This window comes from Plantibacter cousiniae (nom. nud.), assembly GCF_977070315.1.
The window spans coordinates 196,367-220,320 of sequence record NZ_CDRVEU010000002.1; the positions used below are offsets into that span (position 1 = coordinate 196,367).

A 23,954-nucleotide genomic window follows, 5' to 3' on the forward strand; every position below is an offset into this window, starting at 1 on the left:
CGCGCTCGACACTCCGCGGATGCTGATATTGCAGACTGCGGGCGTCAGCCATGTAGAGCAAGGTCTGCAGCACAGCGTGCTGGCGCCTGACGACATGCTCCTGGTCGATTGTGGCAAACCCTTCAGCGTCACCAGCATGCAAGGCTGCGAGCACTTCATTCTGCTGCTTGAAGGTAAAGATGATCGGCTTGCGGACAACGTGGACGTGCACCTTAACGGACGCACTGGCCTGGGGAGAATCCTGAGCCACTTGATCAATGATGCTTATGGCCAGTATCCCTTGCTCAACAGCCATTCTGCACGCCTGATCGGCGATAGCATTGTCGGGGTACTTGATAATGCGTTCAAAAACAAAGACGAAGAAAAGCAACTCACCCATGACTTCCGTCTGTTCAAGCAGAATCGCCTCAAAGCCTATATTGAACATCACCTTGCCGACCGGGAGCTGACTGTGGAACGCATCGCCAGCGTCGAGCAATGTTCGGTGCGCAGCCTGCACAGGACATTCCAGGTGGAACAGGGTTGTACGGTCAGTGAATATATCTGGCAACGACGCCTGTCGCGTTGCGCCGAAGAGTTGCGCAGCAATGAGCATGCCCATCGTTCACTGACCGATATCGCCTATGCCTGGGGCTACGGCAGCAGTTCGCATTTCAGCAGGCACTTCAAATCGACATTCGGTATGTCGCCCCGGCTGTTTCGAGAGATGGCTCGCGGCAGGGATAAGCCGTCGAGTGCCGCCTGACAGCTGCAATCAAGCGACGGTTTCAGACCGGTTTCGAGCCGTGCAGTGCCGGCAAAAGCACGTCAGCTCGACAATCGGCGCGCGTTGCAAGAAACTTGGCAGCACGGTCTGCTCGTATCGGCATTCCGCCTCGGCACCATGACCTCCAGCATCCCTGCTCACCAATACGCTGCAACGGGCGGCGTTCGGCAGGACCAGATCGACCTCATTACTGCCCGTGCCGTTGACGCAGTTATCCACTTCATCGATATCGCCAACGGAGCACGTTAATGTTTCATGTCATGTTCAGCATGCCCTGCCTGTACGTCATCGCCCGATTCCTATGGCCGATGCCCTGGGCGTTATCGGCGAAAATCGCCGTTGCGGTGCTGCTTGTCCTTGCCTCGCAATATCATCTGTATTGCCGGTTTTCCTCCGGCAGCGTGTTCTCGCCGGAATTTCCACGCTACATCGTGATGCTGTTCAACTGGGCGTTCGGCGCGATCCTGTTGCTTGCGGTACTGCAAATCATCGTCGACATCGGCACATTGCTGACGATGCTGGTGCGCCGGCAGACGCTGAGCATTCCGGCCAATCTGCGTTATTTCATCGGTATGGCGGCCCTGGTGCTGGCGGCCATCGGCGTCCAGCAGGCCGTGCGCGTGCCGCCAGTGAAAGACATCCAGATCGCGATTAAAAACCTGCCTCCGCAATTCGAAGGCTACAAGGTATTGCAACTGACGGACATGCACATCAGCCGCCTGTTCGATGCGCCCTGGACCCGGGCTGTGGTGCAGCAATCCAATGCGCTGGGGGTTGACCTGATCGTCATCACCGGCGATCTCATCGACGGCTCGCTCAACGACCGGAAGCAGGATATCGAGGCGCTGCGCGATTTGCGTGCGCCGGATGGCGTGTACGTCATCCCCGGCAACCATGAGTACTTTTTCGATAACCAGGCGTGGATGCAGCACTTCGTCTCGCTGGGTATGATCCCTCTCGCCAACAGCCACACGCTGATCGAGCACGACGGTGCACGCATCGCTCTGGCCGGCGTCACCGATGTCACGGCGCCGAAAACCGGCTTCCCTGCGCCAGACCTGCAGAAAGCCATAGCAGGCATCGCGAAAGACACACCGATCATCCTGCTCGACCACCAACCCAGAAACGCCGAGGAAACAGCGAACCACGGCATAGCTCTGCAACTCTCCGGGCATACCCATGGCGGCATGATTTTCGGTCTACACCGGCTGCTGGCCCTGGCCAACGGCGGATTCGTATCCGGGCTTTATGATGTGGGCGGGATGCAACTGTACGTCAACAACGGCACCGCACTCTGGCCCGGGTTTGCCATTCGTCTTGGCAAACCTTCGGAATTGACCCGGATTACGCTTCGGCGGGCGCTCTAGCGCCCCATCAGTGGGGCGTAGGCTGTTCGTTTAGTGGGTCTGCTGTCTCCTCCCGGGATTGAGCCAAAAGATCGTTCAACGCTGCGTTCAGCCTCTGCAATGCACCTTCCTTGTCTACCCACCATTCCGTGGACCATAGCCGCACCAGATTCCAGCCGAGACCGCTGAGAATTGCTCCGCGGACCTTGTCCCGATCCCGAGCAGTGGCAGCGCTGTGATAGGTAGCGCCATCGCATTCGACGCCGGCCAGATAGTCACCCGGACGATCCGGATGAACAATTCCCAGATCAATGCGGAAACGAGAGACTCCGATCTGCGGAATCACTTGCCACCCAAGACGCCTCAGGCCCTGAGCGACTGCCTCCTCGAACGGCGAGTCGTAACCACCGACCGAGCCTTGTACCGCCTCGGCCAAAGCTTTTGGTCCGCGCTGGGCAAACTCTATGAAATGCTTCAAATCACGGACTGCGCGGGCATTGGTGCGGTTCAAGTCGATCATTGAAGGATCAAAGGATGAGAACACCAACATTTCTCGGCGAGACCGGGTGATCGCCACGTTAAGCCTGCGCCAGCCGCCGTCCTTGTTGAGGGGACCGAAGTTCATGGACATGACCTGCGCGCCGGGCTCGGTAGGACCGTAGCCTATCCCGAGCATAATCAGGTCGCGCTCATCGCCCTGGACTGTCTCCAGATTCTTGACGACAACCGGCTCGGTCTGTGTGTCCTGAAAAAACGGCTCGATCTGCGGGTACTGCTTGCGGGCATTGTCCAACAGATCATTGATCAGTTTTTGCTGATCGGAGTTGAGCGTGATAATACCGATCGAATGGCCAGCAGCCACGAACGCGGGATCGGTAAGGCGCTTGACTGTCTCGCTGACAATGGCTTCGGCTTCAGCCTGGTTGTAGCGCCCTTTGCCTTTTGCATAAACACCGTCAACCCTGCGCCACTCGACGGCACTCGCGCGAGTCTCTGCTGCCGGAAAGGTAATGAGATTACTGTCGTAGTAACGATGATTGGAGAAGGCAATCAGGCTTTCATGGCGACTCCGGTAGTGCCAGCTCAGACTGTGGCTCGGCACCCCTGCTCCCAGGCATTCGTCCAGAATGCTTTCCATGTCTTCCGCGGTATCGTCGTCGCTGGCATTCGGGCCACGGTTGAAAAAGTTCGTCGGCGGCATTTGACGCGGGTCACCCGCGATAACCACTTGCCTGCCGCGAGCTATCGAACCGATTGCGTCCCATGGAGCAATCTGCGAAGCCTCGTCGAAAATGACCAGATCGAAAGGCGGTTGATCGGCGGGCAGGAATTGCGCAATCGACAGCGGGCTCATCAGCATGCAAGGCGCCAGGCGATTCAGCGCGTCGCCCATTTCGACAGCCAGTTGCCTGACAGGTTTGTGCCGGCGAGACTTCTGCAATTCATGTTTGAGAATGGCAAAGCCGCTGCTCTTGGGTATGTCATTTTTGGAGGGGATCAAGCCACACAGTTTGGCCCGGATGTAACGCACCGTCAGTTTCGCCATTTCGTCGTCCAGACGAACGAAAGCCGCAATATCACTCATGTGCTCGGCAGCCACAAAATTCCGCAACAGAGGTTCGCCGTCTATACCCTGCGTAGCGAACCAATGGGCATAGGCCGTGATGAAGGTTTCCTCGCTTGCTGCAGGTGACAGACTCCCTGCCTCGAGCGCACGCGCCAGACTGGCTAACCCAGCCTCACCAGCCTGCTCGCGAACCCGGCACCAATCGCACCATGCCTTGAGCTGCTCTTCTTGTTGCTGGATTGAGAGCGAAGTAGCCCTCAACACGCCAACGCTCGGTTGTGTATCTGTACCGGCTGCAGATAATTCGGCAAACAGTCGAGCGGCGTCTTCATAGCGAGACAACGCCTGTTGCAAGGCTGATAACGCTACGCCGATTTGCCCGCCCGGCGCCAACATTTCGTTCGCCTCAACGACCAGCCGCGCGGCGGCACCGCGTAGCGAAACGAGGTGGTCCGGTGATTGGGCCAGACCGCTTATCAGCCCGCGCAGACGTTCAGCCATTGAGGCTGCACGAAATATCTGTGACACGTCACTGGTCAGGCCCTGCCAGCCCGGGATCGATTGCAGGCTGCCGGCCAATGTATCCAGTTCGTTCAGTTGCGCGTGCAGGCGCTCGAAGATCGCCAGGTCGCCAAGCGTGTCCGGCAGGCCTGCTGCGCCACCTGAAGAGGCCAGTTTCTTCGCGACCTTTTTCTTGGCGAAAGTCGCCAGGAACCAGAACTTTCCTTCGGCATCTCGCCATTCGCTGCGCATCGCCTCAACGGGAATGCGACGGCAGGCTTCGTCCGCATAATCCAGCGACAGACCTTCCTCAAGCTCTCGATAGCTTTCGATTAACTGGCACGCGCGCCGGGCGGCTTCAATACGCGCGACGGCGTCGGGTGCAAAAGCGAATGAGAGGTTCAGTCCATAGAACTCCACGACCAGAGTCGCCAATTCGCCAAAGTACTGAACCTGCGCCACTTCGGCTACAGGCAAGTCAAGGTGCGTCAGGCCAAGAAGCCTTTCACTCGCCGCATTCAGCGCGTCAAGGGCCTGCGGCAGCTCACGTGCGGCATTTGCAATGTGTGCCTGCCAGGCGTTCGACCACTGAGTCTGCGCCAGAGCGCCGAATTTGCCTGACAAATTACGTGCGGCATCACCGTTCAGGCCTAACCGGCGCGACAGATCCAGCAACTGGCTGTACTCGGCAGCATCATGCTGCGTGTCTGATGGCCAGGTCAGCCTGGGTGTTTGAGGGCCATGATCACGAACCACACGACCAATCGCCTGATGCAGGGAGAGCCCGTTGCTCCAGCGTCGGTGCAGTACCGCGACCAGCTCGTTGAGTCGCGAACGCAGTGTCTGCAAACGAGTGGCTTCACGCTCCCATTCGTTGGCGCTCAATGCGTCGCTGACGTCCCAGGCGCGGTCCAGTTGTTTGAGTACTTCAACTTTAGAGGCCTTGCTTGAATGCAGTTCCAGGCAAAACTCGCCCAGCCCCTGTTCTTCCAGGCGACGGTAAACCACGTCCAGTGCCGCGCGCTTCTCTGCCACGAACAGCACGCGGCGGCCCAAGGCCAGATTGTGGGCAATCATGCTGGCAATGGTTTGCGACTTGCCGGTTCCCGGAGGCCCATCCATGACGAAACTATGAGTACCGGCAGATGCCACCACGGCAGATAACTGTGAAGAGTCGGCCGGCAACGGGGCGAAAAGCGTGGCGGGCGTTACTGACGAGTCCAGATGCTCTGGTCTGGGAAACTCGTCTGAGCCGGAGAAGCCCTCATCGCCCTCAGCGGGGTCCAGCAAATGCTTGACCAAAGGGCTTTGCAGCAGCTGTGCTGCGTTGGCATTCAGGTCTTTCCACATCAGGTATTTGGTAAATGAGAAGGTTCCCAACACAAGTTCGGTACTCACCTCGAAACCCGGCACGTCACGCACTGCTCGCCGCACCATGTTCCAGATACCCGTCACATCAATGCCACTTTCATCGCTGGGCAGTTCGCCGTCCAGTCCGGGAATTACCAACTCGAAGTCATGGCGCAGCAGTTCAAGCAGCGTCAGATTGAAACGTGGTTCCTCATCAAGAAGGCTTAGCGTTACCCCGGACAAGGCACTTTTACGTTCAAGTTTTACTGGCAGCAAGATCAGGGGCGCGGAGTAAGTTTTCGGGTCGTCGGCACTCTTCTTCCATTTGAGAAAGCCGATGGCCAGAAACAGTGTGTTTGCACCGCCCTCTTCCAGGTCGCTACGCGCCTTTCGGAACAGATCAATCAGGGTGGCTTCAAGTTTGACTTTTTCCAGCCCGGCGAGCACTTCACCACGAGCAAGAGCCTGACGAGCAACTTCGTCGACCAGGTTTTCATTATTCTGCTGTTCGTACAGCGCCTCATCCCGGCCACTGCTTTTCAGGTCAGGCACCGGCAGCACGCGAATTCGCTGCCCACTGGAGAGAAGGTCTTCAAGCGCTGCCGGATCGGGGCACAACAGGCGTACGCCTTTTGCGCTGTCCGGGAGATGCAGGAGACGGTTGCGGGTCGTCAGATCGAGGAGTTTGCGTTGCCACAGCGTCAGTTTGCCGGCAGGACCTTCGCTGTCGGTATTTATTTCGACATCGAACCCCGGGAGTGCCGGAGCCTCCTCCAGTCCTTCAATAGTGGGCGGAGCATCGGCTGTCGCATCAGATCCTTCTGTTACTGATATGAGCGCCATCGGACGAATCTTCTGCATCCGGGCACGGTGCAAATCGATGGCCATGATGAACTGCTCATCATCGAGTTGCCGCTCGGCAGCTGCAATTGCCTGGGAGAACCCCGGCGCAGGTGTCTGGGTAGAAAGGGTGGTTTCGAAGACCACCATTTCCTTCAGATCCAGGCGTTTACGTACTGCCGACGCCTCATCGGTCAACAATTGGGAAAACTCTTGAGGCTGCAACCATACGCCTGCAAATGCATGTCCCTTGGTCATGATCAGCAGAGCATTCAAGCCCGCCTGCTCCAACGCCGCAGCAAACAGCAATGCAGTGTCCAGACAGGTCGCCACGCCGTTTTCCAGAACCACACTCGGAGGCCTGACTTTTTGGCCCTGCTGCTCAAAACTGGCCGGAGGTAATGCATAGCTCAACTGAAAGCTGCACACTCCTGACCAAATGGCAGAGGCAAGCTCCCAGGTTCGCGTACGCGACTTGCTTTCATAGCCGTCAATGCCATCTTTCTTGCCTGCGCGCCGTAATACCTGTGAAGCTGCCTTGAGTACGCGATCTACCGCGGGATCATTGGGCATGCAGAAAGCTGCAAGCAACTCCGGCATTGCGCTCAAGCCGCCCCATTCTGTTCGCGCCAGGAGTTCTACAGGGAAGCGCTGCTCGACGAGCACGTTGTCGCCCTGGGACAAGCGCATCACCACGTCTGCGCTGAGGCTTTCAGTCAGCCCGGCCAAATAACCCGCATTAAGCTTGATATCGCGCTCGGAGATGTTGAGGCGATCACCTGCATGGATGCGGTCTATATGCCAAGTCCGGCTTTCTACGAAATCGGGGTCGGTGCTTAAACTCAGGGTCAGGTTTTCAAAACCGGTTTCTTCCTGGTTCCAGATACTTAGTTCACGTACCAACGGTACGGCGTTCTGGTGAGAGGCGAAACCGATCTTCCGGGCGATCAGCGCCTCAATCTCGATGTTCATTCACGGGCTCCTGAAGCTGCGAGCGCTTGCCTCATAGAGGCAGCCAAAATGCGCATATACTCCATGAGTCATCGACAATAAGGAATGCTTATATGTGAATGGAACGCCTTATTCGCAGCAGCACCTCACGTTGACGCGATCGGCGCCTGTCCCGATCACAGTTCCAAAAGGGTGTTGCAGCTCGCTGTACTGGCAGAAAGCCGCAGGTTTTATTGAGCGCCAAGCACTAGAGAACTCTCATCGTCTCTGGTGAATCCAAAGTTCCGCATTGAAGTTCGAGAGCGCCTGACTTGAAGCACATCCCCCTTATTTTCCAGGAACCGCCAACGCCCTGACCGGCCCTTTAGTCTCACTCATTGTCAGCAGCTCTGTTATCGTTGATGAGCTTGAATTTATCCAGGTCGATCAGAAAAACCGCAGTGTGTGTCGCTGGCTGCCGTAAGCGTGCAACCAGTTGCTCGTGAAACACACGCCGATTGAGCAAGCCGGACAAAGGATCGTGGCGGGCCAGAGATTCGCTGAGCGCCTGTGACTCGAGCAAATCGTTGTAGCTGCTATGGAGCCGTTGCATCAGGCGTTTCAGAAGAATGAACGGTATAGCCATCGATAACACTGCAAAGCCTGTCGAGGTCAATACAAAACGCCAACGCTCGGCGTTTTCGAAGTCCTGGTCGTAGGGTAAGCCCATTGCGACCATGGCGACGGATTCAAGTTCGAATTCCCACGCGATGGCCAACAGGAAAATAGAGAACACGTAAAACCACAACAAGGTGTAAAGGTACTTACGAACCATGTGTGGGCTGCGCAGGAAAGTCATAGTAACGATGCTCGAAATGACGGCGGGTGCAACGGTTATAAGCAGGGTATCGGTAGCCGGCTATCAGTCTTGAGGCAGTAGCACAGTGATTCCGATAGTGAGCGCCTTGCGCGAGTGCTGTCCCATCGATTTAATAAAACACACTCATTTAAAACTTTTATACGCAGGTGGCTCTGCACAGATCAGTACACTTCCTTTCCTGTTTAACTGCGCAATGAGTGACTCAGGGCAGCACACCTTTAGTGTCCCCTGAGTCGACCCGACTGTTCACACTTAACTGGAGCGCTGGTCCACAAACCGACTGACTGCCCGCACTACCGTGTTAGCGCCTTGCTGGATTTCCTGGATCACACGGTCTGCGTCGTTGGCCAATACCAGCGCCTCGGAAGCCTGTTCGGTGCTGCGCACAATGACGCCTACTGCGTCTGAAGCCAGGCTTTGGTTGGTCTTCACGACGTTTACGATTTCTTCCGCGGCTTTTGTCGTGCGGGAGGCCAGCTGGCGCACCTCATCGGCTACTACGGCGAACCCCCTGCCCTGTTCGCCAGCCCTGGCGGCTTCAATCGCTGCGTTCAGCGCGAGCAAGTTGGTTTGTTCGGCAATACCGCTGATGGTTTTAATGATTGTCCCAATCACCTGACTTTGCGAATCCAGTGCTTCGATACCTCGTGTAGCCTCTTCCATCGAAATGGTCAGCTGGCCGAGCATATGCAGCGTGTCCTTGATGACTTTTCGGCCTTGCTGCGCGCTGCTGTCAGTATCGATAGATGTTTGATAAGCCATTTCCGATGCTTCGGCGACGGCTTTCTCGCGCTCGACCTGTTCAGTGATGACCGTTGCGAACTTGGCAATTTTATAGAGTTTGCCGTTGGCGTCGGTAATCGGGTTGTAAGACGCCTCCAGCCATACATCACGACCACCTTTGTCAACTCGACGAAAACGATCGACGATAAACTCACCTCGGCGCAGTCTTTCCCAGAACTGGGTATACGCGTCAGAAGCGGATTCTTCAGGCAGGCAGAAAATCTTGTGATGTTTGCCCTTTATCTGATTGAGTTCGTAACCCATCGCCTTCAGAAAGTTGTCATTGGCGCCTATGACAATGCCATCAAGGGTGAAATCGATAACGGCGGTGGAGCGCTGCAGTGCGTTGACCAGGGCCTCGTTCTCACGCGAGGCTTCAATGGTTCGCGTCAGAACACTCGAGTACAGGGTGATCTGCTCGACGCCGCCGGTTTCATTTTTATAAGGAACGACAATGGTTCTCAGCCACACCCTCGATCCGGCCTTGCTGACCAGGCGCAACGTGCCGCTGAAATGCTTGCCGTCGCGAATCGCGGTCAACGCGCGTTTCTGGTGAACGTCACCGCTCAGTTCCGGCGGGCTCAGTTCAGACAGGTTGCGTCCGACAAGCTCTGCTTGGGCGTAGCTCATCTCCGTCTCGAACAACGCGTTGACGGTCTGTACCTTGCCCGTGCCATCCAGAACGACGGCGACTGTCTCCAGATTGAGGATTTGCCCTGCTTGCTCAAGCATGGCGAGGCGGCGCTCCAATGCCTTATTGGTATTTTTCAAATGAGAATTGAACATTGCGGCTATCCGGGACAGTTTGGGTTTGCAATCTGCATCGGTCATCGAACCGCAATCTTGAGCAGTGCCGGCGAACTTAATACGTAAATGGCCTGCCTATTGTCTGATTGTTGATATTAGGATCCAAATATTAAACATATTGTCATTGCCGACTTCTGATTTCCGGCTGCTGCCCCTTAAGTCTGTCGAGCAACTCCGCCCGTCTTTTTCTGTCCGCACTCTCCTTGCCAAGCAACTCGGGTAACAGTTCGTTCGCCTGTTGCGGACTCAGGATAAACACCCCGTCATCATCCCCGACTGCGATATCCCCCGGCTTTACATCCACGCCGCCTACATTGATCAGTCCATTGAGCTCGCCGCTTTCCCCGAGACTGCGCGTCGTCATTGCGCTGACTCCCCGGCTGAACACGGGCAGACGATGTTCGCGCAAGGCGGCGACGTCGGTAACCGTACCCGAGATGATGACGCCGGCAAGCCCCTTGATGAGCGCGGCCAGGGTGCGAAGTTCGCCCCAGCAGGCACAATGCTCGTCGCCGACGCATTCAATCACCAGCACATCCCCGGGCAGGCTGTTCAGCAAAGCGTCGCGCAGGATGCTGCCGTCCGGCAGCTGCAGTTTGATCGTGACAACGTTGCCGACCAGTCTGGCACCCTCGAACAGCGGCCTGATCCCACGCAGGTAACCCACGTCGGTCAGATGGCCAATGGTTGACGCAGCAACATCACGGTATTGCTCTATGACCGCGTCGCTGAGCTGTTGCTGGCGGTGGGCGATCTGCTTGTTCATCGACATTTTTTGGGCCTCAGTAACGGGCAGGTCGAGCAATACTCGACAGGGTTGCTGGCGTCATAATAGAAGCAGCAGGTGCGCCGAAAACGGACGCTTTTGCCTTCGCCTTCGAGCACAATCGGTGGACGGCGGAAGTGTTTGAGCGGGTTGTAGGCCAGGCCGAACAGCGCCGGATCGGCCTGATGCAGCAGCCAGTCGAAATCGGCTTCACAGCGCTGCCGGATCACCGGGTCTTCAACCGTGTCCATGCGCTTGTCGTACAGCGAATAGACACGTACTGCGGTGTTTTCCCACAAAATGCGTCGGGAAATGCCAGTGACACGGTTGAAGGTTTCCCACAGCGGCTGAAGCAGGTCGCGGAACAGGGTGGCGACGAGCACATCACGCCACGCCTCGCGAGCCCCCGGTGCGTAACCCACAGGCGTTGTATCGAGCAAGGGCATTGAAGAGGTCCAAAGGCCGTTATCGTGCGCGTATTCAACCACGCTATTGTCCAGCGACAGGGCCAGGCCCTTGTCGTAGACCGACATCGCGTACAGACAGGCACCGGTGCTGAGGAAGGAAAAGCGCTTGGCCAGCAATGACGCGGTGATTGCCGGGGTAGGAGAACCGATCACCGGCCCCAGCACGCCGAGCAATTGCTCGCAGACGGCGTCGTCCAGCAGCGCTCGGGCCGGGAGTGAGCGCGGATCGTGTTCACCTGCCGGCCTGAGCCGCAGCGCCCCGGACAGCAACGACCATTCGGACTCGCTGAACGCCTGCGCCAGACTCATTGCGGCAGTTCCCGGCCAAAGGGAATGCACAGCGGCGTACCAAAGAATGGATCGGCGATGATCCGGCAGTTGAGGCCGAAGACCTGCTTGACCAGCGCCTCGCTGAGGATGTCCGCCGGACGTCCCTGGGCAAAGGCGCTGCGTTCGTGGACAGCGACCATGTGATCGGCGTAACGGCAGGCCAGATTCAGGTCATGCAGGACCATCACGATGGTCTTGCCCTCTTGCCGATTCAGGTCGCGCAAGAGGTCCAGCACTTCGATCTGATGAGCCAGATCGAGAAAGGTCGTCGGTTCGTCCAGCAATACAATGTCGGTATCCTGCGCCAGGGTCATGGCGATCCATGCGCGCTGACGCTGACCACCTGACAGGGCATCGACAGGTCTGTCGGCCAGTTCCTGCATGCCGGTCTGCGTCAGAGCCCGTGCGACCATGGCTTCATCCTCGGCGGACCATTGCTGCATCCAGTTCTGATAGGGATAACGCCCCAACGCCACCAATTGCCGTACGCTGATGCCTTCCGGTGCGCTGGGCATCTGCGGCAGAATCGCCAGTTCACGCGCGACAGTCGCAGTGGACTTCTGGTGAATGTCGGCACCGTTGAGTACGACGGTGCCTTGCTGGGGTTTGAGCAGGCGCGCCAGGGATTTGAGCAAGGTGCTTTTGCCGCAACCGTTACTGCCGATCAGCACGGTTACCTGGCCTGCGGGTAGCTGCAGATCAAGGCTGTCGATGATCACCTGCCGCTGGTAACTCAGGGTCAGGTCGTGGGTTGCGATTGACGCCATCCGTAATTCCTTAATGCCGCTGGTTGATCAATAGGTACAGAAAAAACGGTGTGCCCAGCACCGCGACAAAAATCCCTGCGGGCAGATCCAGCGGCAGGAACAGCGTGCGTCCGGCCAGATCGGCAAGCATCACCAGATTGGCACCGATCAGCGCCGCCATCAGCGCCTGACCGACGAACCCCGGCGGCATCAGGCGTTTGGCGATATGAGGCGCTATCAGCCCGACAAAGGCAATCGCCCCGCCCCAGGCGACCGCCAGGCCGGCCAGCGCCACGCTCACCAGCAGCAAACCGGCACGCAGCCATTGCACGCGCACGCCGATGCCCTGGGCTAGCGCGTCATCCAGTTGCTGCATGCGCACCTGACGGGCGAGCAGCGCCAGCAGCGGCAACGTCAACAATAGCCAGCCGGCCAGCGCGCGGGGCTCCGGCCAACTGGCACCATACACGCTACCGGTCAGCCAGACATAAGCCGACAAGGTGGTGGTCAACGGGCTGAACACCAGAATGAACGTGGTGACCGCAGCCAGCAAAGCCGACACCCCTACCCCGATCAACACCATACGCAAGGGTGAAGCGCCCTGATTCCAGGCCAGCAGATAAATGACCAGCGCCGCGAGGCCTGCGCCGGAGATCGCCGCCAGGGGCAGAAACTGCGCACCCAGTGCAGCCGAGAAGAATGACAGGTACAACACGGCTGCGGCGCTGGCACCGCTGGTGATGCCTAACAGATCCGGTGAGGCCAGCGGGTTGCGAATGATGCTTTGCAGGATCAGCCCGGACACCGCCAGGGCCGCACCGACCAGTGCGGCCAGGGCGAGCCGGGGCATGCGCAGTTGTTCAACGATGAACACCAGGCTGGCGTCCGCCTGGCCGGTAAAAACACTCAGCAGGGTCGTGGGCGACAGGTTGATCTTGCCCACGGCCAGCGAGATCAAGGCAACCAGCAGCGTCAGCGCCAGACCCGTAAGCAAACGCGTCAACACTGTCAGGCTGAACTGCCGGGAAAAGCTCCGGTAGCGCACGGTGACATGCTTATCCATAGCGCGCCCCCCGCCGAACCAGCGCAATGAAAAACGGCGCACCAAACAGCGCAGTCATTACACCCACCGGCACTTCCTGAGGTACAATCACCACTCGTGCCAGGGTGTCGGCCAGCAACAACAGCGTCGCGCCCAGCAACGCACAGCCGGGCAGCAGCCAGCGATGGTCGATGGACAGCGTCTTGCGCACCATGTGCGGCACCAGCAGACCGATGAAGCCGATACTGCCCGCCAGCGCCACGGCGCTGCCTGCCAGGGCAATGATCACCACGCTCATCATCAGACGAATCAGCCCCGTACGCTGTCCCAAAGCCGTCGCGATGGATTCCCCGGTGTTGAGCACGTTGACCTGCCCCGCCAGCACCAGTGCGCCGACAAGCCCCATGACCACGCAGAAGAGCAGCGGCGCAGCAGTGCTCAGTTCGCGCTCCGACAAGGAGCCAGCCAACCAGAACAGCACGGTATCCAGACCGTCCTGATTGACCACCAGCAAGGCCTGACTGAACGCGGTAAACAAGGCAGTGATCGCTGCGCCAGCCAATACGATGCGCAATGGATTGAGGCTGCCCTGCCCCCGGTTGCCGATGACCCAGACGATCGTGCCCGCCACCGCAGCGCCGATGAACGCGCACCACAGCCATTGGCTCATGGACGACAGTGAAAGCAGCGACGAACAGGCGATGATGGCAAACGTCGCGCCAGCATTGATACCGAACAGGCCAGGCGACGCCAGCGGATTGCGCGTCAGCGCCTGCATCAGCGCCCCGGCAACCGCCAGACTAGAGCCTACTGCGACGGCCATCAGGGTACGTGTCAGCCGTGTGTCGAGCAGCACGTGCTCGATAGCGCTCAGCGCATCGGGCTGCCAGGCACTTCGCACAATGGCAGCGGGCGATATCCAGGTGGCCCCGGTGGCCAGACTCAACCCCATGCACGCTACCAGTACCAACAGCCCCAGGCCCAGTTTTACCGCAGCCGTCATGAGGCGCTATCCGCCATCGCCACGCGAGCGATTTCATCAAGCATGCGGTTGGCGCCCAGAATGCCGCCGGACAGACTCCAGGCGACGGCATCCACGCGCCATACCTGACCGTCGCGTACTGCCCGCAACTGTTGCCAGAACGGGTTCTGTACCAGCTTGTCGTAAGTGTGTTGCGCGGCGGTGCTGTCCGCGCGCTGAAAGACGAAGAACAGGTCGGCATCGACCACAGGCAAACTCTCTTTACTGCTGAGTTTAAGGGACACGCCCGTGGCTTGGCGGGCCGCGGGCGTCCAGGCAAAGCCCAGTTCACTGAGCACCGAGCCAGCAAAGCTGGCCGGCAGATAGCTACGGATATGGTCTTCGCGAATGTCGAGCACCGACACGGTGATTGGCCAGCGTCCGGTGAACTTCGCCTGCAACTGGCCACGCAGCGCTGCCACACGCTGTTGCCATTGCCCGAGCAGCTCGATGGCCAGTTTTTGACGCTGCAGGGCCGCACCCATCATCGCCAGGGTGCGCTTGAATTCGAACACCTCTTCAAGCATCAGTACCGTACTGATCTGTTCCAGCAACGGCGCAATGCGCTGATGACGAAAGCGTGAGGCGACGATCAGGTCCGGCTTTAGCAGCACGATATCTTCAAGGCTCGGCTGGGTTTCCAGACCCACATGCGGTACCGCCGCCAGCGCCGGGCGCAGGTAGCGATACATCGGTTTTTCGCTCCACGAATCCACCACGCCGCAAGGCGTCACGCCCAGAGCCACGGCAGTATCGGACGCCCCCTGAAACAGGGTGACAACGCGTAGCGGCGCTGCCCGGGCAATGCCAGGCAGTGCCAGTAACCCCAGCGAAAGGCGCAACACTGTGCGCCGCGAAGGATGCAGGGTTCGGTCAGGTTGCACGGCGCAACCTGTGGAACGGGTTGACCACTTCGCCCTTGCCGAACGGCATGCTGCCCGGACCGCCCGCGCGCTCGATCATGGGTGTCAGCAGAAGTTTCTGCGGCCAGTTGGGGGCTTCGAACAGTTGTTGCCTGATCATGCCACGCGCCTCGTCGTCAAATTCGATGGTTGTGATCAGATTATCCAGAACATCACGCAATACGGTCCACAGCGCTGTGACAGGCGCGTCATACACCTGCGCCAGCGTATCCATGATTGCCCGCACGTTTACCTGAATACCCAGTGTCTGCAGCCAGAACAGCAAGTCCTCGGGACGGTCATGATAAAGCGTATTGGCATGACCTTTCTTGATGCGATACTCCGGATCGTGCATGCCGTTGCGCTCCAGCCAGGGCACGAAAATACGCAACGAGTCGTGGTCACGCAACAACAGCCCTTGCGCCTGTCCGTCTTTCCAGACCATGACCGCGTTCTGGCCATGCACTTCGCCGAGCATCCCCAGGCGGAACATGCGCAGGTTGATGTCGAAGAAACTGTGGCTCAACTCGCGAAACAGTGTCAGTACCGAAGCCTGATTGCGCGGCAGGTCGCGATAGTCCATCCACTCGTCGAAGAAATGCCGATTGCTCCCCGGTAGCGGTGTGCCCAGTGCCGCCATGGGCAACAGGCGGCACTCCGGATCATCGAGCAAGGCGGCCGGATAGCCGCGCACCATCGCCGAAAGATGCCGAGGCCCTTCGTCGAACAACGTGGCTTGCGGCGGCATGAATGCCCACCATTTGCGCTCGTCGCACAAGTGCAGCGAACGGCCCAGGTTTTGATCCTTGTCGACCACCTGGCGCAGCAGTTTTTCGCTCAGCCCGCCGTTGATCATTTTGACCGCTGGCAGGTAACGCGAAGCGCCGAGCGAATAAATCGCCATGGGCAGCTTCAGGTAGTCAGCGCTGTTGAAGCACGGTGTCATCGAACGCAGCGACGAAGTGGCGTGGACCTGCGCCTGATTGAAGTCAAGCCGCTGGCAATCGCCCTTGGCGAACGCATCGCCCAGCTGGGCCTGCAGAACATGCTCGAACTGCCACGGGTGAACCGGCAGCGCAACATGGCTGCCGGCAATGCCACGCGCCTGCATCTCCTGGTCAAGCTCCGCTTGCAGGTGCTCGGGCAGCAGATAGCGGGCCGGAAACGATGCGTTCAAGTCCTTTACGCCGTCGCCGCATTGCAGCAAGGTCTTGTCGACCGCCACCCAGTTCAGCGCTACCGGCCGGGCGAACTCGGCCTGGTAGTGTAAGTATTCCTGTTCATTCAAGCCTTGTTTGGCCTTGGCCAGCGGGTGATACGGGCGATCACGCAGCGACGCCCACTGCTCCATGGTCCTGAAGAAGGTTGCGCCGTCCTGAGCCATCAGGTTTTGCTCGTCGACCTTGTGGTCCAGCGACAGCGCGGTCTGCCAGACACTGATACGCAATACCTCGAGAAACAGCGCGATACCCTTTTCGTTGTCCTGGCGCTCGCTGTCCTGAAGCAGCGTTGCCTTGCCGGCGAACACCCACTTCATGAAGTCTTCCGGCGACAACTGCGTCCAGCGCTCGTCCTGTCGCCCCAGTACCGGCGTACCGGGTACTTTTTCCCATTGCTGGGTAATACCGGCGCGCAACGCGATGCTGATAAAGCGCTGCTCCGAATCATTGCAGCACCATTCCCAGATTTGCTGCGCACTGCCCTGCTCCACCAGTTGCGGAGCCTGTGGATGGCGCAGTTGCCATTGGCTGCTGTCCTGCAAACGCAATGGCTCGCGACCAAAGAAATCTTCAGCCAGCAGGCAATCGACCAAATCCTGCATGACCAGGTCAGCGGCGAGTGAAGTGAAGTTCATGGTTTATTTTCCGTCTGCTGAATGTTGAGCCAGGCGGGCCTGAAGCGCGCGAAAGGCAATGCCGCGCTCATCCCCGAGGACAAAGGTGTTGACCCCGCGAGCCTGCCAGCGGGCAGCGTCACCGGGTTGACGAGGGATCGCGCAATAGGCGACGCCTGCCGCGCGGGTGGCTTGCCAGGTCGCAAGCAACGCGTTTTGTACGTCCGGTTGATCGATCTGCCAGGGCATGCCCAGTGACTGCGACAGGTCTGCCGCGCCTTCAAGAATCATGTCCAGCCCCGGCACGCTGGCGATCTCGGCGGCACGTCGCACGCCTTCGGCGCTTTCGATCATCGCCACCACCATGATCTGTTGATTGGCGGCCTCCACGTACTGCGCCAGGCTGTGCTTGCCGAAAGAGCCGGGACGTCCGGCATTGAGGCTGCGACGACCCAGCGGGTAGTACTTGCAGGCGGCAATCGCATCTGCCAATTGCTCAGGGCTCTCGATCATCGGCAAGACGATGCCCTGCGCGCCGCCATCGAGCAGGCGCAGCAGGGTTTTCGGGTTGAGATCGGCGACCCGCACCAATGGTGTGAGGCCGTAGCTCTCTGCCACACGGATCATGTTTTCCACGGTTTCCGGGTTGATCAGGACGTGTTCCATGTCGATGATCACGAAGTCGAACCCGGCTTCAGCGATCAACTCGATGGCGGCCGGGGCCGGGATCGAGCTGATCACCCCGTGTGCCGGCTGTCGGTTGGCAATTCTGCTTTTGAGCGCATTGGTCCTCAGCATCATTGCGGCCTGTAGGTATGCAGTGGGTTAGGTACCGAGCGGAAGCGGCGCTCGCCATCTCCCAACAGGCGGCGCTTGGTCAGCTCTTCGACTTCGTACGAGGGCGCAAACACGTCAAACAGCCCGAAACGGTCGCGGTGCTGCGGGTGAGCCTGCTGATAGTCAAGAATGACGTCGGCGGTCATCTGCCAGAACAGCGCTTCGTCCAGCTGGTATTGCTGGCGCAGGAAAATCGCCATTTCGGCCAGGCAGATGAAGAAGAAACAGTCGCAGGAAAAGTCGCGCACCGCGTTGACGTCGTCGGTAATGATGAACGAGTTGCGGTTGAGCTTTGCGTGGCTGGCGGGCAGCGGCACCAGCTCCGGGCACAGTTCGGGACGCCCGAGGTGCTCAGGTGAATAACGCACGCCGTCATGGAAGTCCTTGAGGGCGATGCGCTGCGGCCAGCCCTGCTTGACGATCAGCACGATGTTCTGGCCGTGGGACTCCATACCGATGCCTTCGGCATAGAGCATGTGAATGATCGGCGGCACCGTGACCTGCAGCAGTTGCCGGGTCCATTCCTTGAGCCCGTACTGGCTGACCCATGCGTCTATGAAAGGCGTCTGCTGGCCATCACCGTAACGATTTTCCACATGGCTGAGGCCGTTGAATGGCACCGCCTGCTCGTCGTCCCGGAGGTATTGATGCAGGCTTTCCCGCCAAATCGCACCCAGCGTGCCGTAGGTCTGCGCCGAACGCGATTCCGGCAGATGGCGGTAATCGAAGCTCACCCCCGCCACCTCACCGAGAATCACGAAATCCAGCGCTTGAGCGGTGCTGTCGGTTGCGATCAGCTGGTGCAGCCAATCGGTGATGATCGGGCCGTTCAACACCGTGTGGCGCGCCAGGATGCGTGTGCTGGAGGTGTTGGTCATGCTCATCGCCAGCTTGACGTATGGGCGCTGTGGCTGACTGGCGTTGGCCAGCGTGCGAATCGACTGCTGAGCCTTGTAGCGATCGGTCGAGGTGCCCAGATAAATCAGCTCGCCGCTGGCCAGTTCTGGGTAGAAAGTCGACACCGTGACGTTGTCCCACTGCCACGGATGCACCGGCATCAGTTGATAGTCGTCGATGGACTTGCCCTGCGCAGCCAGTTCTCGAGTTATTTCCTGCCAGCGTTGTGTACCCAGCTCCTGACGGATGAACGCCTGAAAATCCATGCTCCGCGAGTGGCCGACCGAGGCGCTGGACTTCGCCACGGCCAGCCAGACCACCGCGAAAGGTGTGGCAAATTCTGGCCCGTAGTGGCGGTTGTCCGCCAGGGAAAAGCCGATCCGCGACTTGTAGCACGGGTGATAGCTGTGGGCGTCCATGAAGTGCTGCTCCAGCGCATCGACATCCAGCTGATGCGCAGGCCTGGCGGGCTGATACCCCTGATTACGGGCCTGCAGGTCCTTGAGCTGGGTCTGTTCGATTTCCTGGATGAAGCGCGTCAGGTGCGGGCTGTCCTTGAACGGGCTGAGCAGCTCGGTCAACGCCAGATGCAGATCCGGCACGCTGCGTTCGCCGGCACTGTCCACCCGCTCAAGCGTGGCGTGATCGAGGCGGATCAGCTCAAAGCTGGTGCTCAGCAGGCCCTCGCAGTGGTATTCCACACCGCCACTGACGGCCACGGCAAAACGATGCCGATGATCATCCTGCGGCTCACAGCGATAAGGCAGCGCCGCCTCGTACAGCAGGGTTTGTAGCAACTGGCCAATCACGCGGCGTTGCACTTGCTGATAGCGCTCGGCGCTGACGTCAGCCAGCCAGGCACCCGTACCCGTCGTTGTCGTTGTCGAAGCGGCGTTACGTTGCAGCGGTAAAGGGGTAGCCATGTTCATACCTCGAACGAAAAATTATCGGGGTTCGACCGCGTCGGGCTGGGCCTCGGCGCGCTCGTCGTTAAGGGGGAAACGCCAGGCACAGGGCAGTGCCAGCAGGATCAGCAGGCCGGTGGCGATGAACACTTCACTGATGGCCGAGGGCGTGGCGGCCGGTCCCGCGGTGTTGAAGCGGAACTCCAGCCACAGCGACGCAATGACGATGGCCAGCGACGCGACCAGACGGCGGGAAATGTTGTTCATCGCGGCGCCCTGAGTGACCATCGGCTCGGGCAAGGCATTGAGCCCCGCCGTGGTCACCGGCATGTAGGAGAGCCCGAGACCGGCGCCACGAATCATCATCAGCACGAACACCACGCCGATTGCGGCATCGGCCTTGAGCATGCCCAGCGCCAGGGTCGAAACGCCGGTCAACAGCAGGCCGACGGCGACGACGGTGCGCGGCCCATGGCGGTCCAGTGCCTTGCCGCCCCACTGCCCGAACAGGCTCGCGAAGCTGGCGGTACACAGCAGCGCCAGGCCGGTCCAGATCGGGTTGTAGCCCAGCACGCTCTGCACCAGCAGCGGCAACAGCACCAGACACTCGAACATGCCGACCGATTGCACCACGGCGATGATTACGCTCAGACGATAACCGCGCAGGTTGAACAGGCGCAGATTCAGCAGCGGTGCCTGGCGACTCAACTCGACGCGGACGAACGCCAGCAGACAAGCCACCGCGACCAGCACCATGGCCTGATTGACTGGGTCGAGCAGCGCCTGAGCATGGTGCATGCGGCTGATGGCGATCATCAGCAAGCCAATGCCCGACGCCACCAGCAGGTAGCCGATCAGGTCGAACGGCTTGCGCTCGGCAGGCTCGGAGTCCGGCAGCACGCCGACGCCCAGCAACAGTGCCAGCAGACCAATGGGCACATTCATCAGGAACAGTGAGCGCCAGCTGAACCACTCCAGCATCAGGCTGCCACACAGCGGACCAAGCGCCGGTGCGAGCATTACTGCTGCGCTCCAGAGCCCGGTCACCCTGCCCCGTTCGTGCTTTTCATACACCGAGAAGATGATCGCCAGCGATAACGGGATCATCAGCCCGCTGGCAATGCCCTGTACCACCCGTGCGGTGATCACCAGTGCGATGGAGTCGGCCAGCGCGCCCAACAGCGAACCGCCGATGAACAGCGCCACGCCCCACAGATACAGGCGTTTGCGTCCGATGCGCTGACTGAGGAAGCTGGTCAGCGGCATGGTCATGCCCATGCTGGTCATGAACCCGGCGACAATCCAGGTGGCCAGCAGAGGGCCGATCCTGAACGCATCCATAAAGGTCGGCAGCGCCGGGTTAAGCGAACTGTTGCTCAGGCTGACCGTCAGCGTACCGAGCAGCACGTTGAACACCACCCAGCGGCGTGGGACGTTGAAACTCATTGGCGAACCCGTTCACCGTTGCGCACGAAGTGCTGTGACGGTCGTGGATGGCAGAGAAAGTCGGCGTGGGAGATGTTGTAGCCATAGGCTCCCGCCAGCGGCAGGACCAACAGGTCACCAATGTTCACACCTTTGAGTGGCTGGCGACGGCTCAGCACATCCTTGGGCGTGCACAGCTGCCCGACAATGGTGTAAGCCTGCTCTGACGACTCAGTGCTCTGCGGTGCATTCGGCAGGTGGATAACCGGATGGTCATGGCTTTGCGCAACCGGCAGGCGAAACTGGTGAGTACCGCCTCGACAGACCAGAAAATGCTCGCCGTGGCTGGTTTTGCTGTCCAGCACCTCGATGGCGTAATAGCCGCAATAGGCACTGATGAAGCGTCCCGGCTCGAAGCGCAGGATCGGCGCGTCGTGCTGCTCGCCCAGGCGTTTTTCCAGATAACGGCACAGCCGCTGCCAGTCGAACTGCTGACTGTTGAGGTAATCGACGCCAATACCGCCGCCGACGTTGAAATGGGTGAGCTGGCTCGGATCGCGGGCCAGAGCCTTCCATTCCGGCCAGCGCTGCAGGTAGAAATCGAGCAGTTGCTCATGACGTTCAACCGACATCTGATGCGACATGGCGTGTACGTGGAAGCCCTTGAGCGTCAGGTGACTGGCGTTGTCCACGCGTCTGACCGCCTCGGCCAGATCCGCTTCGTCAATCCCGAACGGTGTCGCGGTCCCGGCCATCGCCAGCCTGCTCGATTGCGCAGCGGGCAGTTGCGGGTTGATGCGCAGGAACACCGGTTGCACGCGCCCCGCTTGTTCTGCCAACTGTTGCAGACGCGCGATTTCGTTGAGGCTCTCCAGGTGGATGGCTTCAACCTTGTTCAGCAACGCCGAACGCAGATCGGAATCAAGTTTGCCCGGGCCCGAGAACACGTAGGGCTTGCGTGTCGGACAGGCCATCACCCGCTCGATCTCGCCCCCAGAGGAAATTTCAAAGCCACTGACCAGCGGGGCCAGGGTTTCCAGCATCAGCGCTTCGCTGTTGGCCTTGATCGCGTAATACAGCTCGACACCGGCGGGCAGCGCCGCCATGACTTCACTGACATGCTGCTGCAACGCGTCCAGATCGTAGACAAAGGCCGCCAGTGGATCGGTTTCCAGCGCCCGTGCCTCTTTGATGGCCGCCAGTACGGTTTCCGGCACCTTATGCATAACGTGCCTCCGTGGCCCACGGCGACGCAAGACGCACATAGTTGGCTTCGCGATCGGCCTTGGCAGCGAGCCGGACCTTGAGGTTGGTCTTGCAGGCAATCGACTGGCCTGCGATCAGCGCGTCCAGCTCGGGCGCAGGCAGCACCAGTTCATCACGGATACGCTGCAATTGGCGCTCGACGCGCTGCCACATCAGTGGTGCCAGGTGCGGGCGCTCCCAGCTCAAGGCCAGTACCGCCTCGGACAGGTTGTTGATCAGCAGGCAATAGGTAATGCGGTTCCAGCCCTGTTCGCGGCTGTAGAGCAACGACTGGCGAATTCTCGGGTGCAGCCCCACCTGAATCGCCTTGATGCCCAGCTCTTCGGTCAGCTTGACGCCTTCAAAGTCGCGCAACAGCAGCTGTTGCGGGCGTCCGTTGTCGTGAATCAGCACCGCATTCTGCAAGTGCGGCTCCATCACGATGCCGTGATTGAAGAACAACGCCATGACCGGGTTCAGCAGCAAGGCCTGGTACTCATCGAACCAGTCCAGCAGATGCTGGTCCTCAAGCTCCCCGCCATTGAAACGCTGGAGGAAGTCGTGCACCAGTGGGCGTGAACGCAGATCACGAGCGAACAGTGTGCCCGCCATCACGCTGCTGTCGGCGCCGGAGCGGCGGCAGAAGTTTTCCCGCAGAATGGCGCCGGTCTGCTCGCGGAACCAGTGACCGTCAGCCTCGCTCGCACCTTTGGGCGCCCAGCTCATCGAACCGGGTTCGGCGACTGTGGACAGCCCACCGAGGGTTTCCGGACGAGTCTGCTGCAGGCGCTGAAACAGTTCGTCGATGATCAGCGTGCTCTCCAGTTCATACCATGCGTTTTTCCTCACGCAGTTGGTGATGCGCACATTCAGCGAACCCTTGATGAAGTAGTCGTGCCCCTCGATGTACCAGGTGCGCATCGACGCCGTCGGGCTGGCCAGCAGCCCACTGGCACCCAGGTCCGAGATATCCCCCAGCTCAAGCAGCCTTTGCACGCGGCGGTCCTGCATGAACAGTTGCGCCTGTACCGGATGCATGCAGATCAGCGCATGCCCGGGCCGGGCCCGCGATTGGTCCGCGAAGCCTGACATCACCTCGGCTTCGCTCAAGCCATTGGAGGTGATTCGTAGCCCTTCCAGCGGCACTTCGAACAGATGCAGCGCGGTCTGCGCCTGAAACTCCGGAGCGTAGGTCTCCTGCGCCAGATGCTCAGGCCACAGGCGCGCCTTGGGCGCCGGATGGTTGGGGTGGCCGAACCACAAACCCTGCTCACTGGCCAGATAGCCGCTGAGCGGTGCCGGATGCTGACCGGTCATGTTGTGCGCAACGATTGCAGCAGTCAGGTGCTGGCTTTGCAGGACCTGATCCAGCAGTTCGTCATTGCTGGCACGGGTCATGTGCTCACAGGCGGTCAGCAGTTGCCGGGCGAATTCGGCGAACGCCAGGCAGCGCCAGGTGCCCTGCCCCTGACGAGCGTAGACATCGGAAAGGTAGCGATGGCTGCCCAGGTGGTCGCGGCGGTCCACCAGAACAAAGAACTGCTGCTGATTGGGCAGGCTGATGGTGAGCGGAATGCCCTTCCATTGCCCGCCATCGACGAAACTGCCAGGCGCTATGCCTTGCATGCCTTCAGGCCAGGTGTAATGCAGGCACTCTTCCGGCAGTGCGAATTCCTTGATCAGGCAATTGAGTAACGCGCGAGTGGTTGCCAACTCGCTCACCATGTTTGATAAGACGGTGCGATCGGTATTAGTCATGTCTGCTCC

The 23,954-nt window shown here is 59.5% G+C and carries 18 protein-coding genes and 1 pseudogene; 3 read left to right on the forward strand and 16 right to left on the reverse strand.

Annotated elements, in window-relative coordinates:
* The first annotated feature begins 19 nt into the window (after positions 1-19).
* The 3 genes from ACW55A_RS04575 to ACW55A_RS04585 are packed head-to-tail and all read left to right on the forward strand — an operon-like array spanning position 20 to position 2,133.
* Entirely contained in the window at positions 20-745 is a 726-nt protein-coding gene (locus tag ACW55A_RS04575) for a helix-turn-helix domain-containing protein (protein WP_499140256.1), read from the forward strand.
* A gap of 45 nt (positions 746-790) precedes the next feature.
* Positions 791-1,015 carry a hypothetical protein gene (locus ACW55A_RS04580; RefSeq protein WP_054081409.1) on the forward strand — a complete coding sequence of 75 codons (225 nt, stop codon included), beginning with the start codon at positions 791-793 and terminating at the stop codon, positions 1,013-1,015.
* Complete coding sequence (locus ACW55A_RS04585; protein WP_498810736.1) at positions 1,015-2,133, forward strand: metallophosphoesterase; 1,119 nt, start codon at positions 1,015-1,017, stop codon at positions 2,131-2,133. The genes ACW55A_RS04580 and ACW55A_RS04585 overlap by 1 nt, the downstream gene beginning before the upstream one ends.
* A 7-nt stretch (positions 2,134-2,140) precedes the next feature.
* Here the strand turns inward: ACW55A_RS04585 and proA are convergent, their stop codons facing one another.
* From proA to ACW55A_RS04665, 16 genes and pseudogenes are all read right to left on the reverse strand, one after another.
* A complete protein-coding gene (proA, locus tag ACW55A_RS04590) occupies positions 2,141-7,342 on the reverse strand; it encodes an anti-phage protein ProA (RefSeq protein ID WP_498810735.1) in 5,202 nt (1,733 codons plus the stop codon).
* Positions 7,343-7,691: 349 nt separating this feature from the next.
* Complete coding sequence (locus tag ACW55A_RS04595) at positions 7,692-8,159, reverse strand: diguanylate cyclase domain-containing protein (RefSeq protein ID WP_498810734.1); 468 nt, start codon at positions 8,157-8,159, stop codon at positions 7,692-7,694.
* A 273-nt stretch (positions 8,160-8,432) separates the two neighbouring features.
* A complete protein-coding gene (locus tag ACW55A_RS04600; protein WP_404944151.1) occupies positions 8,433-8,942 on the reverse strand; it encodes a methyl-accepting chemotaxis protein in 510 nt (169 codons plus the stop codon).
* 30 nt (positions 8,943-8,972) lie between these two features.
* Positions 8,973-9,794: pseudogene (locus ACW55A_RS04605) on the reverse strand (PAS domain-containing protein); the annotation flags it as partial.
* Positions 9,795-9,891: 97 nt separating this feature from the next.
* On the reverse strand, positions 9,892-10,542 hold the full coding sequence (locus ACW55A_RS04610; protein ID WP_060707766.1) for an RraA family protein: 651 nt from the start codon (positions 10,540-10,542) through the stop codon (positions 9,892-9,894).
* Positions 10,533-11,312, reverse strand: a complete 780-nt coding sequence (locus ACW55A_RS04615) for an IucA/IucC family C-terminal-domain containing protein (protein ID WP_065349833.1) — start codon at positions 11,310-11,312, stop codon at positions 10,533-10,535. Before ACW55A_RS04615 ends, ACW55A_RS04610 begins: the two co-directional genes overlap by 10 nt.
* Positions 11,309-12,100: an ABC transporter ATP-binding protein gene (locus tag ACW55A_RS04620; RefSeq protein WP_065349834.1), complete on the reverse strand. Its 792-nt coding sequence runs from the start codon at positions 12,098-12,100 to the stop codon at positions 11,309-11,311. Before ACW55A_RS04620 ends, ACW55A_RS04615 begins: the two co-directional genes overlap by 4 nt.
* A 10-nt stretch (positions 12,101-12,110) precedes the next feature.
* Positions 12,111-13,142: a FecCD family ABC transporter permease gene (locus tag ACW55A_RS04625; protein WP_003433965.1), complete on the reverse strand. Its 1,032-nt coding sequence runs from the start codon at positions 13,140-13,142 to the stop codon at positions 12,111-12,113.
* Positions 13,135-14,124 carry a FecCD family ABC transporter permease gene (locus tag ACW55A_RS04630; protein WP_054081417.1) on the reverse strand — a complete coding sequence of 330 codons (990 nt, stop codon included), beginning with the start codon at positions 14,122-14,124 and terminating at the stop codon, positions 13,135-13,137. Before ACW55A_RS04630 ends, ACW55A_RS04625 begins: the two co-directional genes overlap by 8 nt.
* Complete coding sequence (locus ACW55A_RS04635; protein WP_065349835.1) at positions 14,121-15,026, reverse strand: ABC transporter substrate-binding protein; 906 nt, start codon at positions 15,024-15,026, stop codon at positions 14,121-14,123. The genes ACW55A_RS04630 and ACW55A_RS04635 overlap by 4 nt, the downstream gene beginning before the upstream one ends.
* Positions 15,016-16,899 carry an IucA/IucC family protein gene (locus ACW55A_RS04640; protein WP_455808486.1) on the reverse strand — a complete coding sequence of 628 codons (1,884 nt, stop codon included), beginning with the start codon at positions 16,897-16,899 and terminating at the stop codon, positions 15,016-15,018. Before ACW55A_RS04640 ends, ACW55A_RS04635 begins: the two co-directional genes overlap by 11 nt.
* A 3-nt stretch (positions 16,900-16,902) precedes the next feature.
* Entirely contained in the window at positions 16,903-17,676 is a 774-nt protein-coding gene (locus ACW55A_RS04645) for an HpcH/HpaI aldolase family protein (RefSeq protein ID WP_455808487.1), read from the reverse strand.
* Complete coding sequence (locus ACW55A_RS04650; protein WP_096107127.1) at positions 17,676-19,535, reverse strand: IucA/IucC family protein; 1,860 nt, start codon at positions 19,533-19,535, stop codon at positions 17,676-17,678. The genes ACW55A_RS04645 and ACW55A_RS04650 overlap by 1 nt, the downstream gene beginning before the upstream one ends.
* Positions 19,536-19,556: 21 nt before the next feature.
* Entirely contained in the window at positions 19,557-20,963 is a 1,407-nt protein-coding gene (locus ACW55A_RS04655; RefSeq protein ID WP_003433975.1) for a DHA2 family efflux MFS transporter permease subunit, read from the reverse strand.
* Positions 20,960-22,168, reverse strand: a complete 1,209-nt coding sequence (locus ACW55A_RS04660; RefSeq protein WP_074807693.1) for a type III PLP-dependent enzyme — start codon at positions 22,166-22,168, stop codon at positions 20,960-20,962. The genes ACW55A_RS04655 and ACW55A_RS04660 overlap by 4 nt, the downstream gene beginning before the upstream one ends.
* A complete protein-coding gene (locus ACW55A_RS04665; RefSeq protein WP_044308133.1) occupies positions 22,161-23,945 on the reverse strand; it encodes an IucA/IucC family protein in 1,785 nt (594 codons plus the stop codon). Before ACW55A_RS04665 ends, ACW55A_RS04660 begins: the two co-directional genes overlap by 8 nt.
* Between the last annotated feature and the right edge of the window lie 9 nt (positions 23,946-23,954).

Coding starts and splice junctions, on each gene's coding strand:
- ACW55A_RS04585 (WP_498810736.1), top strand. CDS start 1,015: ATGTTTCATGTCATGTTCAGCATGCCCTGCCTGTACGTCATCGCCCGA.
- ACW55A_RS04655 (WP_003433975.1), bottom strand. CDS start 20,963: ATGAGTTTCAACGTCCCACGCCGCTGGGTGGTGTTCAACGTGCTGCTC.
- ACW55A_RS04600 (WP_404944151.1), bottom strand. CDS start 8,942: ATGGCTTATCAAACATCTATCGATACTGACAGCAGCGCGCAGCAAGGC.
- ACW55A_RS04650 (WP_096107127.1), bottom strand. CDS start 19,535: ATGGCTACCCCTTTACCGCTGCAACGTAACGCCGCTTCGACAACGACA.
- ACW55A_RS04620 (WP_065349834.1), bottom strand. CDS start 12,100: ATGGCGTCAATCGCAACCCACGACCTGACCCTGAGTTACCAGCGGCAG.
- ACW55A_RS04640 (WP_455808486.1), bottom strand. CDS start 16,899: ATGAACTTCACTTCACTCGCCGCTGACCTGGTCATGCAGGATTTGGTC.
- ACW55A_RS04660 (WP_074807693.1), bottom strand. CDS start 22,168: ATGCATAAGGTGCCGGAAACCGTACTGGCGGCCATCAAAGAGGCACGG.
- ACW55A_RS04625 (WP_003433965.1), bottom strand. CDS start 13,142: ATGGATAAGCATGTCACCGTGCGCTACCGGAGCTTTTCCCGGCAGTTC.
- ACW55A_RS04665 (WP_044308133.1), bottom strand. CDS start 23,945: ATGACTAATACCGATCGCACCGTCTTATCAAACATGGTGAGCGAGTTG.
- ACW55A_RS04610 (WP_060707766.1), bottom strand. CDS start 10,542: ATGTCGATGAACAAGCAGATCGCCCACCGCCAGCAACAGCTCAGCGAC.
- ACW55A_RS04575 (WP_499140256.1), top strand. CDS start 20: ATGCTGATATTGCAGACTGCGGGCGTCAGCCATGTAGAGCAAGGTCTG.
- proA (WP_498810735.1), bottom strand. CDS start 7,342: ATGAACATCGAGATTGAGGCGCTGATCGCCCGGAAGATCGGTTTCGCC.
- ACW55A_RS04615 (WP_065349833.1), bottom strand. CDS start 11,312: ATGAGTCTGGCGCAGGCGTTCAGCGAGTCCGAATGGTCGTTGCTGTCC.
- ACW55A_RS04645 (WP_455808487.1), bottom strand. CDS start 17,676: ATGCTGAGGACCAATGCGCTCAAAAGCAGAATTGCCAACCGACAGCCG.
- ACW55A_RS04595 (WP_498810734.1), bottom strand. CDS start 8,159: ATGACTTTCCTGCGCAGCCCACACATGGTTCGTAAGTACCTTTACACC.
- ACW55A_RS04630 (WP_054081417.1), bottom strand. CDS start 14,124: ATGACGGCTGCGGTAAAACTGGGCCTGGGGCTGTTGGTACTGGTAGCG.